The 16,058-nt window shown below is 60.3% G+C and carries 14 protein-coding genes; 13 read left to right on the top strand and 1 reads right to left on the bottom strand.

Annotated features, from left to right (window positions below; all coding sequences use genetic code 11):
- Positions 1-2: 2 nt before the first annotated feature.
- A complete protein-coding gene (orn, locus tag MWU49_RS07540; RefSeq protein ID WP_246970172.1) occupies positions 3-548 on the top strand; it encodes an oligoribonuclease in 546 nt (181 codons plus the stop codon).
- Positions 549-644: 96 nt separating this feature from the next.
- Here orn and queG read toward each other — a convergent pair whose 3' ends face one another.
- Positions 645-1,691, bottom strand: coding sequence for a tRNA epoxyqueuosine(34) reductase QueG (gene queG, locus MWU49_RS07535; protein WP_246970170.1), 1,047 nt, complete (start codon positions 1,689-1,691; stop codon positions 645-647).
- 98 nt (positions 1,692-1,789) lie between these two features.
- On the opposite strand from queG, the gene MWU49_RS07530 reads away from it, so the two are divergent.
- From MWU49_RS07530 to MWU49_RS07475, 12 genes are all read left to right on the top strand, one after another.
- Positions 1,790-3,283 carry an NAD(P)H-hydrate dehydratase gene (locus MWU49_RS07530; protein ID WP_246970167.1) on the top strand — a complete coding sequence of 498 codons (1,494 nt, stop codon included), beginning with the start codon at positions 1,790-1,792 and terminating at the stop codon, positions 3,281-3,283.
- Complete coding sequence (gene tsaE / locus MWU49_RS07525; protein ID WP_246970163.1) at positions 3,276-3,740, top strand: tRNA (adenosine(37)-N6)-threonylcarbamoyltransferase complex ATPase subunit type 1 TsaE; 465 nt, start codon at positions 3,276-3,278, stop codon at positions 3,738-3,740. The genes MWU49_RS07530 and tsaE overlap by 8 nt, the downstream gene beginning before the upstream one ends.
- Positions 3,724-5,118 carry an N-acetylmuramoyl-L-alanine amidase gene (locus MWU49_RS07520; protein ID WP_246970160.1) on the top strand — a complete coding sequence of 465 codons (1,395 nt, stop codon included), beginning with the start codon at positions 3,724-3,726 and terminating at the stop codon, positions 5,116-5,118. The genes tsaE and MWU49_RS07520 overlap by 17 nt, the downstream gene beginning before the upstream one ends.
- A gap of 96 nt (positions 5,119-5,214) precedes the next feature.
- The gene (mutL, locus tag MWU49_RS07515; protein WP_246970157.1) at positions 5,215-7,047 is read left to right on the top strand and encodes a DNA mismatch repair endonuclease MutL; all 1,833 of its coding nucleotides are present in this window, start codon (positions 5,215-5,217) and stop codon (positions 7,045-7,047) included.
- Between the two features lie 18 nt (positions 7,048-7,065).
- Positions 7,066-8,070 (top strand): tRNA (adenosine(37)-N6)-dimethylallyltransferase MiaA, encoded by a 1,005-nt coding sequence (miaA, locus tag MWU49_RS07510; RefSeq protein ID WP_246970154.1) that lies wholly within the window; start codon positions 7,066-7,068, stop codon positions 8,068-8,070.
- Positions 8,071-8,315: 245 nt separating this feature from the next.
- Entirely contained in the window at positions 8,316-8,600 is a 285-nt protein-coding gene (gene hfq / locus MWU49_RS07505; RefSeq protein WP_246970151.1) for an RNA chaperone Hfq, read from the top strand.
- 208 nt (positions 8,601-8,808) lie between these two features.
- Positions 8,809-10,191: a ribosome rescue GTPase HflX gene (gene hflX / locus MWU49_RS07500; protein WP_246970148.1), complete on the top strand. Its 1,383-nt coding sequence runs from the start codon at positions 8,809-8,811 to the stop codon at positions 10,189-10,191.
- Positions 10,192-10,236: 45 nt separating this feature from the next.
- Complete coding sequence (gene hflK / locus MWU49_RS07495) at positions 10,237-11,403, top strand: FtsH protease activity modulator HflK (protein WP_246970145.1); 1,167 nt, start codon at positions 10,237-10,239, stop codon at positions 11,401-11,403.
- A complete protein-coding gene (gene hflC, locus MWU49_RS07490; RefSeq protein ID WP_246970143.1) occupies positions 11,403-12,464 on the top strand; it encodes a protease modulator HflC in 1,062 nt (353 codons plus the stop codon). Before hflK ends, hflC begins: the two co-directional genes overlap by 1 nt.
- Positions 12,465-12,957: 493 nt before the next feature.
- Positions 12,958-13,146 (top strand): DUF2065 domain-containing protein, encoded by a 189-nt coding sequence (locus MWU49_RS07485; protein ID WP_281502123.1) that lies wholly within the window; start codon positions 12,958-12,960, stop codon positions 13,144-13,146.
- Positions 13,147-13,213: 67 nt separating this feature from the next.
- The gene (locus MWU49_RS07480) at positions 13,214-14,386 is read left to right on the top strand and encodes an ATP phosphoribosyltransferase regulatory subunit (protein ID WP_246970141.1); all 1,173 of its coding nucleotides are present in this window, start codon (positions 13,214-13,216) and stop codon (positions 14,384-14,386) included.
- Between the two features lie 147 nt (positions 14,387-14,533).
- Positions 14,534-15,826, top strand: a complete 1,293-nt coding sequence (locus MWU49_RS07475; protein WP_246970139.1) for an adenylosuccinate synthase — start codon at positions 14,534-14,536, stop codon at positions 15,824-15,826.
- The last annotated feature ends 232 nt before the right edge of the window (positions 15,827-16,058 follow it).

Genomic DNA, 16,058 nt, shown 5'->3' with positions numbered 1-16,058 from the left:
CCATGACCGACAAGCGCAACAATCTGATCTGGATCGATCTGGAAATGACCGGCCTGAGCCCGGAGAACGATCGCATCATCGAAATCGCTACCATCGTCACCGACTCCCAGCTCAACGTGCTGGCGGAAGGGCCGGTGCTGGCGGTGCATCAGAGTGATGAGCTGCTGGACGGTATGGACGAGTGGAACACCGAGCACCACAACAATTCCGGACTGGTGAAGCGGGTGCAGGAAAGCCGTATCAGCGAGATGCAGGCCCAGGCCCAGACCATCGACTTCCTGAAGGAGTACGTGGAGCCCGGCATGTCGCCCATGTGTGGCAACAGCATCTGTCAGGACCGTCGCTTCATGGCCAATTACATGCAGGAGCTGGAAGCGTTCTTCCATTACCGCAATCTGGATGTGTCGACCCTGAAAGAGCTGGCGCGACGCTGGAAACCGGAAATCCTCGATGGCTTCAAGAAGGAAGGCAAACATCTGGCGCTGGATGACATCCGTGAATCCATCGCCGAGCTGAAGTACTACCGCGAGCACTTTATTGGCGCATGAACACAGGTTGCGAGTGACGAGTTTCGAGTTGCGAAAACCTGAAAGGCGGTGGTTTCAGGGTTTTGACTTTCGCGACTCGCGACTCGTTACCCGAAACTATCCTTGATGCTGTTCCAGCGCCCACTGCACATGTTCCTGCACGGTCTCGTCCGGGTAATTGAGGCGTGCCTTGAGGGCATTCATTACCGCTTCCGACGAGGGGGCATTGCCCAACGCTACCGCAATATTCCTCAGCCATTTCCCGTAGCCCGCCCGACGAATCGCCGAGCCGGCGGTGCGTTCCAGAAATTCGTCTTCGCTCCATCCGAATAACGTGACCAGATCACTGTCCCCCAGCCCATGCCGGGGGTGGAAGTCGGTTTCACCGGTGTGCCGGGCATAACGGTTCCAGGGGCACATCAGCTGACAGTCGTCACAGCCGAAGATGCGGTTACCGATGCCCGGGCGCAGGTCTTCGGGGATGCTGCCATCGTGCTCGATGGTCAGATAGGAAATGCAGCGGCGCGCATCCAGCTGATAGGGCGCGACGATGGCGTCGGTGGGGCAGACGGTGATGCAGGCCTTGCACTTGCCGCAATGATCCTCGCCCGGTTCGTCCACGGGCAGGGGGATGTCGGTATAGATCTCGCCGAGAAAGAACCAGCTGCCGGCTTCCCGGTTCAGCACCAGGGAGTGCTTGCCCTGCCAGCCCAGGCCGGCCTTGGCCGCCAGGGGTTTTTCCATTACCGGGGCGCTGTCTACAAAGGCGCGGGCCAGTTCGCTGTCGCCCACTTCGGCACGAATTTTTGCTGCCAGGGTGGCCAGCCGTTTACGGATCAGTTTGTGGTAATCGCGGCCCAGGGCATAGCGGGAGACATAGGCCTTGTCCTTGTCCTGGAGCATTTTTACCGGGGCGGTGTCCGGCGGCAGGTAATCCATGCGGGCTGAAATCACCCGCAAGGTGCGGGGTTCCAGTTCCGCGGGGCGGTATCGCTTGTTGCCATGGGCGGCCATCCATTCCATCTGCCCCTGGTAGCCCTTTGCCAGCCAGGCTTTCAGGTCGGCTTCAGCGGCGGACAGGTCAGTATCGGCAATGCCAATCTGCTGGAAGCCGAGTTCGCGGCCCCATTGCTGGATTTTTTCCTTTAGCTGGTGAAGATCCATGGGTTTCTGAACGGCCCGGTCCCGTGGGTATAATGCGGAAAATGCACGCCGCGTCGATGAGTGAGCGGCGCCACGCTATGTCAGAGGCGAAGGGTAACATGACGGCACTGCCAACCGCGCTTTATACCGCAGCACAGACCCGGGAGCTGGACCGGTTGGCCATTGCTGCCGGAACCCCGGGCGCTGTGCTGATGCAACGGGCCGGGCAGGCGGCGTTCAATGCCCTGTGTGAACGCTGGCCGGAGGCTCGCCACCTGGCCGTGCTGTGTGGCGGCGGCAACAACGGTGGTGACGGCTATGTGGTGGCGGCACTGGCCCATGAGGCCGGATTGGCGCCCCGTATTTATTTTCTCAAACCCCCGGAGTCATTGTCCGGTGATGCTCTGACCATGGCCGAACGCTGCCAGGCCTTGCAGATACCCATGCAGCCTCTGGCCGTGGATGTGCTGCCCGAGGGCGCGGATGTGCTGGTGGACGGGCTGTTTGGTACTGGTCTGTCTGTGCCGCTGCGTGAGGATGCTGCCGGGGTGCTGGCCGCCCTGGATGCGCTCGCGGTGCCAAGGCTGGCGCTGGATATCCCGTCCGGACTCAGTGCGGATACCGGCATGCCGCTGGGGGCCGTGCTGCGGGCAGACCTGACCTGCACCTTTATCGGTGTTAAACGAGGCCTGCTTACCGGGCAGGGGCCGGTGTATACCGGGGTATTACAGTTTACGGATCTGCAGGTGCCGAGAGAGGTCTACCAGCAGGTGCCGGTGGATTGCCAGGTGCCGACCCCGCAAGCACTGCAAAGGGTGCTTGCTCCCCGGAGCCTTGATGGCCACAAGGGACGTTACGGCCATGTGCTGGTAATCGGTGGTGATCATGGTTTTGCCGGTGCGCCGATCATGTCTGCCCAGGCCGCGGCACGCTGCGGAGCAGGCAAGGTCAGCCTGATTACTCGCCCCGACAATGTGCCGATGATGATTGCCCGTCAGCCGGAGGTGATGGCCCGTGGTGTGAATGATCCGGCCCAGGCGCAGTCCCTCATAGAGGCAGCTACTGTGATCGCCATTGGTCCGGGGCTTGCCAGGGATGACTGGGGTAAAGGTTTGCTGGAATTGGCCCTGGCCAGCGGCAAGCCCATGGTGGTGGATGCCGACGCTCTCAACCTGCTTGCCGGGATGGATGATGCCGGTGAAGCCGATTGGGTGTTGACCCCCCATCCGGGGGAGGCGGCCCGACTGTTGAAAGCGGATACTGCTGCTGTTCAGCAGGATCGCTTTGCGGCGCTGGAAAGTCTGCATGCCCGTTACGGTGGCACTGTGCTGCTCAAGGGGCTGGGCACCCTGGTGCAGGGGCATACCGGTCGCGCCCTGATTCGGGAAGGTAACCCGGGTATGGCCAGCGGCGGCATGGGCGATGTGCTCACCGGCGTCATCGCCGCACTGCGCGCCCAGGGGTTGAGCGGGTATGATGCGGCACGTTTTGGTGCCATGGTGCATGCCCGTGCGGCCGATGCCTGCGCCTGTGGCAAGGACAAGGGAAAGGGCGAGCGTGGCTTGCTGGCCACGGATTTACTGGATGCTCTCAGAGAGAATATGAATGAGTAATGCCCCTGTGACGGTTGAACAGATCGATCTGCCGGATGAAGCCGCTACCCTGGCTCTGGGTGCGCAACTGGCCCGCCGCTTGCTTCAGGTAAAGGGCAAGGGGGGCTGTGTCTATCTGGAGGGAGATCTGGGGGCCGGGAAAACCACGCTGGTTCGCGGTATCCTTCGCGGTATGGGGCACCAGGGCGCCGTCAAGAGTCCCACTTATACCATTGTGGAACCCTACGAGCTGGAAGGCGTCCATATATATCACTTTGACCTGTATCGTCTGGCGGATCCGGAAGAACTGGAACTGATCGGGGTACGGGATTATTTCTCCTCTGGCGACCTGTGCCTGCTGGAGTGGCCGGAACGCGGCGCCGGAGTGGTGCCCGAACCGGATTTGACCATTACACTGGCCGTGGACGGCCATGGAAGAAAAGCGACCCTGGAATGGGCCTATGACGCGACACACTGACAATAAAAAAAGAATTCTGGGCGCGCTGCTACTGGTGGCGGGCTGGCTGGCCAGTCCCTCCTTGCTGGCAAAAGAGAGCATTGAGTCGGTGCGTCTGCATCGGGCGCCGGATCACACCCGTATCGTGTTTGATCTGCCCGCGCCCCTGGATCACAAGCTCGACAAGCTGGCCAACCCGGATCGCATCGTGCTGGATCTGCAGGATGCCAAGCTGGATTTCGATATCAATTCACTGGATTACGCCAGTAGCCCGATTGCCAACATTCGTGTCGGTGAACATGCGGACAAGACCCGGGTGGTGTTCGACATGCGCGAAGGGGTGCGTACCCGCACCAATCTGCTCAAGCCGATCGAGCCCCATGGCTGGCGTCTGGTGGTGGATCTTTTCGACAGGGCGTTGACGGATTCCACGGCCACCACAACCGGATCTGCTGCCACTTCCCCTTCCAGCAAGCCGAGCAAGGCACCGGAAGTGCGCAAGACGACCCAGGATGAGCAGCGTCTGATGATTGTCGCCATCGATGCCGGCCATGGTGGTGAGGATCCCGGAGCCCGTGGCCCCAGTGGTACCTGGGAAAAAAACGTGGTGCTGCAGATCGCCAAGAAACTGCAGAAACTGGTCAACGATCAGGCAGGCATGCGTGCGGTGATGGTGCGCGACGGTGATTATTATGTGCCGCTGGCTGAGCGCCGCAAGATTGCCCGCCAGAAGCATCGTGCCGACGTGTTCATCTCCATCCATGCGGATGCCTTCAATGATGCCCGTGCCCACGGTGCCTCGGTGTTTGCTCTCTCCAACCGTGGCGCCACCAGTGCCAAGGCCCGCTTCCTGGCCAAGATTGCCAACGAGTCCGACCGGGTAGCCGGGGTGTATGAAGAGGAAGAAGACGACAGCTCCCTGCTCAGTGTGCTGGCAGATCTGCAAATGAACGGCTCCATGGCAGGCAGCCTTTATCTGGGCCGTCAGGTGCTCAAGGAAATGGGCAAGGTGACCAAGTTGCACGGTAACCGGGAGAAAGTGGAACAGGCCGGGTTTGCGGTACTCAAGGAACCGGAAATGGTGTCGATCCTGGTAGAGACCGGCTTCATCTCAAACCCGACAGAAGAGCGAAACCTGCGTTCTTCTGCCCATCAGACCAAGCTGGCGAAAGCGGTACTGGCCGGGATCGATGACTACTTCCGTTCCCATCCGGCTCCCAACAGCTGGTATGCCGCCCAGCGCCGTGAGCGGGGTGAGGAGTATCGCATCCAGCCCGGTGATACACTGTCGGAAATTGCCCGTCAGTACAGTGTCAGCGAACAATCCATTCGAACTGCCAACGATATCCGGGGTGACCGCATCATGGTCGGCCAGGTGCTGAAAATTCCGCGCTCCTGAGGGCGCGGCTTTCATCAATAAGGCTTCACACTGACACCCGGCCCCCGCTTGAGTCGGGGGCATGTCGGTCCTCAATGACTCCACAAGGGTTCTGTTTTGTCCAAGATTCAACTGCTGGATTCCCGCCTAGCCAACCAGATCGCCGCCGGTGAGGTGGTGGAGCGCCCTGCATCGGTGCTGAAAGAGCTACTGGAAAATGCCCTGGATGCCGGCTCGGAATCCATCAGTGTGGATGTGGAGCAGGGGGGCGTGAAGCTCCTGCGAGTGCGTGATAACGGGCATGGTATCGAGCGCGAAGACCTGCCGCTGGCACTGTCCCGCCATGCCACCAGCAAGATTCGGGGGCTGGAAGATCTGGAGGCGATCGGCACTCTGGGTTTTCGCGGGGAGGCGCTTGCCGCCATCAGCTCGGTGTCCCGACTGACCCTGGCCAGCAACGTGGAAGGAGAAGCGGAAGGCTGGCAGGTACAGGTAGAAGGCCGTGACATGGCGCCCACCGTGACCCCGGCCGGGCACCCGCGCGGCACAACGGTGACCATGCGCGACCTGTTTTTCAACACCCCGGCCCGGCGTCGTTTCCTGCGCACCGAAAAGACGGAATTCAATCATCTGGAAGAAGTGTTCCGGCGCATTGCCCTGAGCGAGTTCAATACCGCCTTCCGGCTTACCCATAACCAGAAAGTGATTCATCAGTTGCCTGCGGGGCTGGATGACACCCTCCGTGCGGCCCGCGTCGCCAAGCTGTGTGGCAAGGGGTTCATGGATCAGGCGATACCGGTGGATGTGGAGCGCGACGGGATTCGTCTGCATGGCTGGATGGGGTTGCCCACCTTTTCCCGTTCCCAGGCAGACCTGCAGTATTTCTATGTGAATGGTCGGGTGATCCGCGACAAGGTGGTCAGCCATGCTGTGCGTCAGGCCTATGCGGATGTGCTTTACCACGGTCGCCATCCGGCCTATGTGCTGTTCCTGGAACTGGACCCGGCCATGGTGGACGTGAACGTGCACCCCACCAAGCACGAAGTGCGTTTCCGCGAGCAACGTATGGTGCACGGTTTTCTTTACAGCTCTCTGCATCGCGCCATTGCTGAAGTGCGCCCCGGCCAGGAGCCCGGCCCTGCGGTAGTGGAACAGGATCTTTCCATGCCGGTGAGTGAGCCGAGTCAGGGCAGCATGTCTCTCTCGGCGCCCTCCGGTCGACCCTATTCACCGCCGGCGTCCGCAGGCAACAGTTTTGGCTATGGTCAGGGCATGCGTCAGGCGGATGCCTATGGCGCCCTGGTGCAGCGGCAGGTGGAAGAGGCCGCTCCTGCGGTGATGCCGCCGGCCAGTGAGGATGAAACGGTGCCGCCGCTGGGTTACGCCGTGGCACAGCTGCATGGCATTTTTATTCTTGCCGAGAACCAGCACGGCATGGTGGTGGTGGACATGCATGCCGCCCATGAACGGATTACCTACGAGCGCCTCAAGCAGAGCTGGTCTGATGACAAGGTGCGTAGCCAGCCGTTGCTGGTGCCTGTGTCTCTGGCAGTTTCCTCCCGGGAAGCGGATTTTGCCGAAGAACAGCCGGAAGTGTTCAGTCGCCTGGGCTTTGTGGTCGAGCGGGCCGGCCCTGAGACGCTGGTGGTCAGAGAGGTGCCGGCCATGCTGCGCAACAGCGACAGTGAATCCATGGTGCGTGACGTATTGTCCGACCTGCTCGCGCAAGGCAGCAGCGAGCGCATCGAGCAGAAGCTGGATGAATTGCTCTCCACCATGGCCTGTCATGGCAGTGTGCGCGCCAACCGCCGTCTGACCATTCCCGAAATGAATGCCCTGCTGCGTGATATGGAGGCCACCGAACGCTCCGGGCAGTGCAACCATGGCCGCCCGACCTGGACCCAGATGAGTCTTAAGGATCTGGACCGACTGTTCATGCGGGGGCAGTGAATGGACGCCGGACACCGGATGCCTGACGCCGGACGCGAATCCTCCGCTGCCTTGCCGGTCATCTTGCTGATGGGCCCCACTTGTTCCGGCAAGACGGCGCTGGCCATTGAGGCGGCAAAAAAGCTGCCGGTCGAAATCATCAATGTGGATTCGGCACTGGTCTACCGGGATCTGGATATCGGTGCCGCGCGGCCAACACCGGAGGAGCTGGCGGTGGCACCTCATCGTCTGCTTGGATTCCGGGAGATCACCGAACCCTATTCGGCGGCAGATTTTCGCGCTGATGCCCTCCGTGAGATCCAGAGTATCCACGAGAATGGCAAACTGCCCCTGCTGGTGGGTGGCACTATCCTGTATTTCAAGGCGCTGGTGGAAGGTCTGGCGCCGTTGCCGGAGGCGGATGCCGGGGTGCGTGAGGAGATTGCCCGTCTGGCAGAGGAGAAAGGCTGGCCGGCGGTGCATGCGGAACTGCAAAAAGTGGATCCGGTCACCGCCGAGCGCCTCAAACCCATGGACCGGCAACGATTGCAGCGTGCCCTGGAAGTCTACCGGATCACCGGGCGGCCTCTTTCCGCCTTTCATGCCGAGCATCATACGGCTGTCACATTGCGCAAGGATGGTTTGAGTGAGTTCAGTGCGCTGCCGTGGCCGGTCTACAGTGCGGCGCTGGCGCCGGCGGATCGCAGCTGGTTGCACGAGATGATCGCCCGGCGTTTTGACGCCATGCTGGCGGCGGGGCTGGTGGATGAAGTAAAGGCCTTGATGGTGATGCCAGAGGTGCATCGGGATTTGCCGGCGATCAAGGCGGTGGGTTACCGGCAGGTCTGGGATTACCTGAACGGTGAGTATGACGAAGAAGAAATGATCCAGAAGGGGGTGATTGCCACCCGCCAACTGGCGAAAAGACAGTACACCTGGCTAAGAAAATGGCCGAATCTGGCATGGTTTGACAGTAACAACGAGCAACAGCGCAATGCGCTGTATGGCCAGCTTGCGAATATCTGTAATTCTGTGTTTAGTTAAAGCCGAGTGCTGACTTTTTGGTCTATAATGCCAATGAATTGGGGGCTGGGGATCTTGAAATCAGGTTTCGCCATCCCATATAGGTCGGATCTGGAACCATTTTTCCGGGTTGTTGACGAAAAAGATGTCTGATTGCGGATCAGGCAGGCAGTGGCCGTTCGGGACGGTTTCACTGTCACAAACCGCGCTGATTGCCCGAAGTGTTGGGCACTACTTTTTACTGTGATTTCTCAAGGAGACTTGCCATGTCTAAGGGGCATTCTTTACAAGACCCTTTCCTGAACGCTTTGCGTAAGGAACGGATTCCGGTTTCAATCTTTCTGGTGAACGGCATCAAGCTGCAGGGCCAGATCGAGTCATTTGACCAGTACGTGGTTCTGTTGAAGAACGCTGTCAGTCAGATGGTTTACAAGCACGCCATTTCTACCGTGGTGCCTGCCCGTAACCCCCGCGCCGGTGGTAACCCGGCCATGGCCGCGGGTAACGGTGGCACGGCAGCACCCGCCGGTGAGGGCTACGGCAACCAGTAAGCCGTACCGCTCTCGGTAAAGAAGGCCACCTCCGGGTGGCCTTTTTTGTGGGCCGCGTTGCGGCCGCAGTCAGAAAACGTTGTCTGGCAACTTGAAACAGGCCCTTTCAGCCCAAATATGCCGATACATGGCCCAGGCGCGTGATGTTCCCTGCCTTTTTGGCCACGCTGGTTTACAATCGGCACATTCATCCCCATATCAGGTCTCTATGGACTTATTTGATCGTACAGAACAGTCGCGCACGGGCGCCGGAGAGAAGGCCATCCTGGTCCACATGGACCTTCCGGATGCCATGGGGCGTGAAGATCTGGACGAATTTCATCATCTGGTGACCTCCAGCGGTGTGGAGCCGGTGGTGGAGCTCACTGGCAAGCGCGACCGCCCGGATCCGGCTCTCTTTATCGGTACAGGCAAGAGCGATGAGCTGGCCCAGTTGGTCAAGGATCACGAGGCCGATGTGGTGCTGTTCAATCATGCCCTCAGTCCTGCCCAGGAACGTAATCTGGAGCGCGCGGTCAAGTGCCGGGTGCTGGATCGCACTGGCCTGATTCTGGATATCTTTGCCCAGCGCGCCCGCACCCATGAAGGGGTGCTTCAGGTCGAGCTGGCCCAGCTGCGCCATCTTTCCACCCGGCTGGTGCGGGGCTGGACTCACCTTGAGCGTCAGAAAGGCGGTATCGGCCTGCGTGGCCCGGGTGAAACCCAGCTGGAGACTGACCGCCGTCTGCTGCGTGACCGCATTCGCGCCATCGAATCGAAACTGGACAAGGTGCGTAAGCAGCGTGCCCAGGGGCGTCGGGCCCGGCAGCGTTCAGAAACCCCGCTGATCTCGCTGGTGGGTTACACCAATGCCGGCAAGTCCACCTTGTTCAATGCCATCACCACCGGTGATGTGTATGTGGCGGACCAGTTGTTCGCCACCCTGGATCCGACCCTGCGCAAGGTAAAAGTGCCCGGCGTCGGCCCTGCCATTCTGGCCGACACCGTGGGTTTTATCCGCCATTTGCCCCACCGCCTGGTGCAGGCATTCCGGGCAACCCTGGAAGAAACCGTTAACGCGACCTTGCTGCTGCATGTGACAGATTGCAGTGCCGAGGAGCGCGACAGCAACGTGGAAGCGGTCAACGAAGTGCTGGAAGAAATCGGTGGCGACAAGCTGCCGGTGCTGCACGTCTACAATAAGGTGGACAACCTGGGCGAGGCGCCGCGCATCGATCGTGATGAGCATGGTCAGCCCTGGCGAGTGTGGATTTCAGCCCAGACCGGTGACGGTTTTGATCTGCTTTTTGAGGCCATTGCGGAACGTTTGGCTGCGGGTTGGGTCGATTGCTGGGTGCGTCTGCCTGCCCATGCCGGTCGACTGCGCGCCCGCCTGCACGAGGCCGGCGAAGTGCTGGATGAGCAGGCTGCGATGGATGGCAGCATGCTGCTGCGCATCAACGTTAACCGGGTGCATTTCGAGCGCCTGTTGCGTGAGCAGGGTCTGCGTGAAGAAGAATTGGTAGTACCTGCGCCAGAAGAGGGTGCGGGTTCGGTTGCAGGGGAAGAAAGCCCTTCCTACAATTCAGAACGCTCGCCGAAGGCGGGATAACGTAAATGCCGGAGGGCGCACAGCCCGAACGGATTGGAGACCTACATGGCGTGGAATGAACCCGGCGGCAACAAGCCGAAAGACCCCTGGGGTGGTGGCGGTGACCAAGGTCCGCCGGATCTTGATGAAGCTCTGAAGAATCTCAAGGACAAGATCAACAACGTCTTTGGCAGCAAGGGCGGCGGTAGCGGTGGCAGCAGCGGTGGCGGTTCCCCCTGGCCAGTGATCGTGATCGGTATCGTGGTGGCGGCGCTGGTGTACATCGCCGTGGGCACTTTCCAGGTGGATCAGCGCGAGCGCGCCGTGGTGCTGCGTTTCGGCAAGTTCGATCGCATCGTGGAGCCGGGCCTGAACTGGCGTGCGCCGATTTTCGAACAGTTTGAAAAGGTGGATGTGGGCCAGAACCGTCGCTTTGAAATCACCGAAGAGATGCTCACCAAGGACACCAATATCGTCAGTGTGACCCTTCAGGTGCAGTACCAGGTGCTGGATCCGCGCCCGTTCCTGCTGAAAGTGGCCCAGCCGGAAGCCATTCTGGAGCACGCTACCAGCTCGGCCCTGCGTCACGTAGTGGGTGCCTCCTCAATGGATGACGTGCTCAAGGACAACCGGGAAGCCATTCCGGTGCAGGTTCGTGAGCGTCTGGCGGAATACCTGAACCGTTACGATACCGGCCTGGTACTGCGTCAGGTGGTGCTGGACAAGACCGAAGCGCCGAATGCGGTGCGTGATGCCTTCGATGACGTATCCAAGGCCAAGGAAGATGAAGACCGCTTCCGCAATGAGGCCGAAGCCTATCGCAACGCGGTGATTCCCCAGGCCCGAGGTGAAGCCCAGCGCGTGACCGAAGAAGCGGAAGCCTACAAGCAGCAGGTTGTAGACCGTGCCAGTGGTGATGCGGATCGCTTTACCGACCTGTTGACCGAATATCGCAAGGCGCCGGATGTGACCCGTGAGCGTCTCTACCTGGAAACCATGACCCAGGTGTTTGGTTCCACCAGCAAAGTGCTGGTGGATGTGGAGAAGGGCAACAGCCTGATCTACCTGCCGCTTGAGCAGCTGATGAAGAATAACGCTGCCAAGGCGGGAGACAGTGGTTCCCAGACACGCCCCTCCAGCAATACGCCGGCCAGTGCCGGTGCCGATGACGGGGGCAGCGGTCGCAGTGGTAGCCGCAGTCTGTACAGCACACAGAACCAGGGGTTGCGCTAATGAATAATCGAGGATGGGTCGCGCTTCTGGCAGCAGGTCTGGTGGCTTTGTTGGCACTGGATTCCTTCTACATTGTGAAGCAGACCGAAAAAGCCGTACTCAAGCAGTTCAGCCGTATCGAACTGGCAGATATGGACCCGGGCATTTATTTCAAATGGCCGTTGGTGTCGGAAGTGGTGAAAGTGGATGGCCGTGCTCTGGTCTATGATGTGCCCACTCAGGCGTTCCTCACTGCCGAGAAGAAGCTGCTCAATGTGGATGCCTTCGTGGTATGGCGGATCAATAACGTGCAGCGCTATATCGTTAGCGTCGGCGGTGGCTCTTCCAATCCGCAGATCATGGAAGACCGTGCCCGTCAGCTGCTGGACCCGCGTGTGAACGAAGCCCTGCGTAACGAGTTTGCCTCGCGCACCGTATTTCAGGTGGTGGCCGGCGAAAGCGACGTGGAGTCGGTGGAAGATGGCAAGGCGATCATTCGTGACCCGGCCACCGGAGAAACCACGGAAGTGCCCGCGGATCAGTTGGATGAGTCGATTCTGAGCAAGACTGATGACAGTGGTGAAGCGCAGCAAGCCATGGCAGATCAGGGCGCCGCTTCCGATCAGCGCGAAGCATTGATGGATCAGGTTCGTGAAGAGGTGAACAAGTCCACCATGGAAGATCTGGGTATCGAAGTGGTGGATATCCGCGTGAAGCAGGTGGACTGGCCGGATCAGGTGCGTGGCAGGGTATTTGACCGCATGCGCGCCGAGCGTCAGCGTGATGCCGCCGCGCACCGTTCCCAGGGCCGTGAGGAAGCGGAGAAGATCCGTGCTGGCGCCGACCGTCAGCGCACCGAGATCCTGGCTGACGCCTACCGCAAGTCCCAGGCGATCCGCGGTGAGGGTGATGCCCAGGCGGCATCCATCTACGCCGGGGCCTACAATCAGGACAAGGAGTTCTTCCGCTTCTATCGCAGCCTGCAGGCCTACAAGGAGAGCTTCAAGGATCCGGAAGACGTGATGATCCTGGAGCCCGACAGCGACTTCTTCCGCTATATGAAGGGAGCCAAAGGGCAGTAATCGTCCCGGCCCACAAAAAAGCCCCGCTCTGGCGGGGCTTTTTTGTGGGCCGCTCTGCGGCTGCAACACGCGTCAGGCAACACGCAACACGCGAGACCCCTCGCGTGCTGACAACTCCTGCGTCAGAAATTGGGCCGTAGGAGCCCTCTGTGCTCGTCAGGGTATGCCTGCAGGCGATCCGAGCCTCGGCGAGGTCATGAGTTTCGAGTTGCGAGAGACGAGTTTCGAAAGGCAAAACCTCAAACCGGGTTCCTTTCCAGCGGTTTCAGGTTTTCGAAACTCGTTACTCGAAACCCGCTTCTGGAATCCTTACCTCGCTCAGGCTCGGATCGCTTGCAGGCAAGCTCCTACAGCGGGTATTTCCGCTGGGCAGGGGCTGGAGCGCTGTGGCCAGTCCGGTGCTCAGGAACCTGTCAGATACCGGGAACCCGTGGTAGAATGCCGCAACCGGGGGCAATGCTCCCGGTTTTTTTGTGGCTGTTGTCTGGCAGGAATGATGGATTTTTCCTTGTTGATCAAGGCGTTGTGCCTGGTGTTGGTCATTGAAGGCATTCCACTGTTTCTGGCCCCGGAGCGTGCCCGTGCGGCAGCGCTGCAGGTGGCGGGAATGCCCGGACGCACATTGAGAATTCTTGGGCTGGTGCTGATGTTACTCGGCGCCGGCCTGTTGGCAGGTCTGTAGGATCTGACTTCACGGCGAAGTGGAAAGGTCGGTGACGGCATTTTCAACACCCGAACATGGTGAACGAATGAATCAGGAAGCACAGTGGCTGCTGCCCGACGGGGTAGAAGAGGTTCTCCCCGGCCGGGCCCGCGCAATTGAACAACTGCGCCGCCGTACACTGGATCTGTATCAGCAGTGGGGTTACGAACTGGTGTTCCCGCCGCTGATCGAGTTTCTCGAGTCCCTGCTCAACGGCGCAGGCCGTGATCTGGAGCGGGAAACCTTCAAGATCACTGACCAGCTCACCGGTCGCCTGATGGGGGTGCGCGCCGATATCACTCCCCAGGTGGCACGGATGGATGCCCACAGTCTGCGCCAGAGTGCGCCCACCCGGCTGTGTTATTGCTCCAGCGCACTGCGTACCCGCCCGGCTGTGGCGGGTGGTACCCGTCTCCCTTACCAGATTGGCGTGGAACTGTTTGGCCATGCCGGTAGCGACAGTGATCTGGAAGTGATCACCCTGTTGCTGGAAACCCTGCGCCTGGCCGGTCTCGATCAGACCATTGTGCTGGATCTGGGCCATGTGGGTCTGTTCCGCGGTCTGCTGGGAGCCTGTCAGCTCAGCGAAGCGGAGCAGTACCAGCTGGAAGATATCTTCGTGCGCAAGGCGCGGGTCGAGCTGGAGACCTTTGTCAGCGAGCGCGACCTTCCCGGCAAGGCCGGCGAGGCGCTGCTGGCTTTGCCCTGGCTGGCTGGCGGTGCCGCGGTACTGGAACAGGCCCGAACCTTGCTGGGAGATTTCCCGGCGGCGCTGGAGGCGCTGGGCGAACTGACCGAACTGGTCGAGGTGCTGGACGCGAAAGGCGTCAACCTGCATCTGGATCTGGGTGAGCTGCGCGGTTACCACTACCATACCGGCTGTGTGTTTGCCGCCTACCTGCCCGGCGAAAGCGAGCCGCTGGCCAAGGGCGGTCGCTATGACCACATTGGTGAAGTGTTTGGTCGTGCCCGTCCTGCCACCGGCTTCAGTGCTGACCTGAAGATGCTGGCCTCCCGGGTTCAGGCGGATGCCTGCGATGGCATTCTGGCCGAAGGTTCATTGCGCAACGCGGACTTCGCCGCCAGCGTGGCCGCTCTGCGCGAACAGGGTGAAAGAGTCGTGCTGGCCCTGCCGGGCGCAGACAACGACCCGCAAGTACTCGGTTGCCAGCGCAAGCTGGTACAGGGTGATAACGGCTGGGTCATTCAGGACTTATAGAATTCGTAGGGCGGAAATGGGCGTCAGCCCATCTCCGCCGTTGTGATGGTGGCGCAGACGGGTTACGGCCAGTCCGCTTCCTACGGTAAAGCGTGTCGCGTGAAGCGTGATGCGTGCAAGCGTTCAATCAACAGGCAGCTAGCAATCATGGGTAAGAACGTAGTCATTCTCGGCACCCAGTGGGGTGATGAAGGCAAGGGCAAGATCGTGGATCTGCTCACCGACCAGGCCTCTCTGGTGGCCCGCTTTCAGGGCGGCCATAACGCCGGGCATACCCTGGTGATCGACGGCAAGAAGACCGTCCTTCACCTGATCCCCTCCGGTATTCTGCGCGAAGACGTGCAGTGCCTGATCGGTAATGGTGTGGTGCTGGCCCTGGATGCGCTGCTGAAAGAAATTGGCGGTCTGGAAGCAAATGGTGTTCCGGTGCGTGAGCGCCTGCGTCTGTCCGCGTCCTGCCCGCTGATCCTGCCCGTGCACGTGGCGCTGGACCAGGCCCGTGAAGCGGCCCGCGGCAACAAGAAGATTGGTACCACCGGCCGCGGTATCGGTCCTGCCTATGAAGACAAGGTAGCCCGTCGCGGTCTGCGTCTGGGTGATATCTATCACCGTGAGCGTTTCGCTGCCAAGCTGGGCGAAGTGATGGATTACCACAACTTCGTGCTGCGCAATTACTACAATGCCGAGCCGGTGGACTTCCAGCAGACCCTGGATGAAACCCTCAAGCTGGGTGAAGAAGTGCGCGACATGGTCACCGACGTGACCTCCGTGCTGCATCACGCCCGTGAGCAGGGCGAGAACATCATGTTCGAAGGGGCCCAGGGCACCCTGCTGGATATCGACCACGGTACCTACCCCTACGTGACCAGCTCCAACACCACCGCCGGCGGTACCGCCACCGGTTCCGGGGTTGGCCCGCTGTATCTGGATTACGTGCTGGGTATCACCAAGGCCTACACCACCCGTGTCGGCAGTGGTCCGTTCCCCACCGAGCTGTTCGATGAGAATGGCCGATACCTGGCCGAGAAAGGTCACGAGTTCGGTTCCACCACTGGCCGTGCCCGTCGTTGTGGCTGGTTCGATGCGGTGGCCCTGAAGCGCTCCATCCAGATCAACTCCATTTCTGGCCTGTGCCTGACCAAGCTGGATGTACTGGATGGTCTGGAAGAAGTGAATATCTGTATTGGCTATCAGGATGCGGAAGGCAACTCTCTGGCCTGTGCATGGGATGCAGACAGCTACGAGGAAGTGAAGCCGGTGTACGAAACCCTGCCGGGCTGGAGCGAATCCACTCTGGGGGTGAAGGCAGTGGAAGATCTGCCGGCCAATGCCCAGGCCTACCTCAAGCGTATCGAGGAGGTGACCGGCGCGCCCATCGACATCATCTCCACCGGTCCTGACCGGGTAGAGACCATCATCAAGCGCCATCCGTTCGCTTGAAGTTGAAGCGATAACAAAAACGCCCCGCATCGCGGGGCGTTTTTTTTGGCCGCTCTGCGGCCGCTACACGCTTCATGCATCACGCAACACGCAAAGATCAAAAGCGGATTTACCACAGAGGTCACAGAGGTCTCTGAGCGCGAATTGCTGAGTGATGCTGTTCTTGCTGATCTTGTTTTAGGAGCCCCACTGGAGGGGCGAACAAAACCCGGGATCAAAACCCCCTTCGTTG

The organism is Alcanivorax sp. S6407 (assembly GCF_023016115.1).
Taxonomy (GTDB): domain Bacteria; phylum Pseudomonadota; class Gammaproteobacteria; order Pseudomonadales; family Alcanivoracaceae; genus Alcanivorax.
Note: the sequence above shows the minus strand (reverse complement) of the source record. Positions and strands in the feature narration are given on the sequence as shown.

Bases quoted from the DNA above. Each gene is read 5' to 3' on its own strand.
- orn (WP_246970172.1), top strand. From the start codon at position 3: ATGACCGACAAGCGCAACAATCTGATCTGGATCGATCTGGAAATGACC.
- queG (WP_246970170.1), bottom strand. From the start codon at position 1,691: ATGGATCTTCACCAGCTAAAGGAAAAAATCCAGCAATGGGGCCGCGAA.
- MWU49_RS07530 (WP_246970167.1), top strand. From the start codon at position 1,790: ATGACGGCACTGCCAACCGCGCTTTATACCGCAGCACAGACCCGGGAG.
- tsaE (WP_246970163.1), top strand. From the start codon at position 3,276: ATGAGTAATGCCCCTGTGACGGTTGAACAGATCGATCTGCCGGATGAA.
- MWU49_RS07520 (WP_246970160.1), top strand. From the start codon at position 3,724: ATGACGCGACACACTGACAATAAAAAAAGAATTCTGGGCGCGCTGCTA.
- miaA (WP_246970154.1), top strand. From the start codon at position 7,066: ATGCCTGACGCCGGACGCGAATCCTCCGCTGCCTTGCCGGTCATCTTG.
- hfq (WP_246970151.1), top strand. From the start codon at position 8,316: ATGTCTAAGGGGCATTCTTTACAAGACCCTTTCCTGAACGCTTTGCGT.
- hflX (WP_246970148.1), top strand. From the start codon at position 8,809: ATGGACTTATTTGATCGTACAGAACAGTCGCGCACGGGCGCCGGAGAG.
- hflK (WP_246970145.1), top strand. From the start codon at position 10,237: ATGGCGTGGAATGAACCCGGCGGCAACAAGCCGAAAGACCCCTGGGGT.
- hflC (WP_246970143.1), top strand. From the start codon at position 11,403: ATGAATAATCGAGGATGGGTCGCGCTTCTGGCAGCAGGTCTGGTGGCT.
- MWU49_RS07485 (WP_281502123.1), top strand. From the start codon at position 12,958: ATGATGGATTTTTCCTTGTTGATCAAGGCGTTGTGCCTGGTGTTGGTC.
- MWU49_RS07480 (WP_246970141.1), top strand. From the start codon at position 13,214: ATGAATCAGGAAGCACAGTGGCTGCTGCCCGACGGGGTAGAAGAGGTT.
- MWU49_RS07475 (WP_246970139.1), top strand. From the start codon at position 14,534: ATGGGTAAGAACGTAGTCATTCTCGGCACCCAGTGGGGTGATGAAGGC.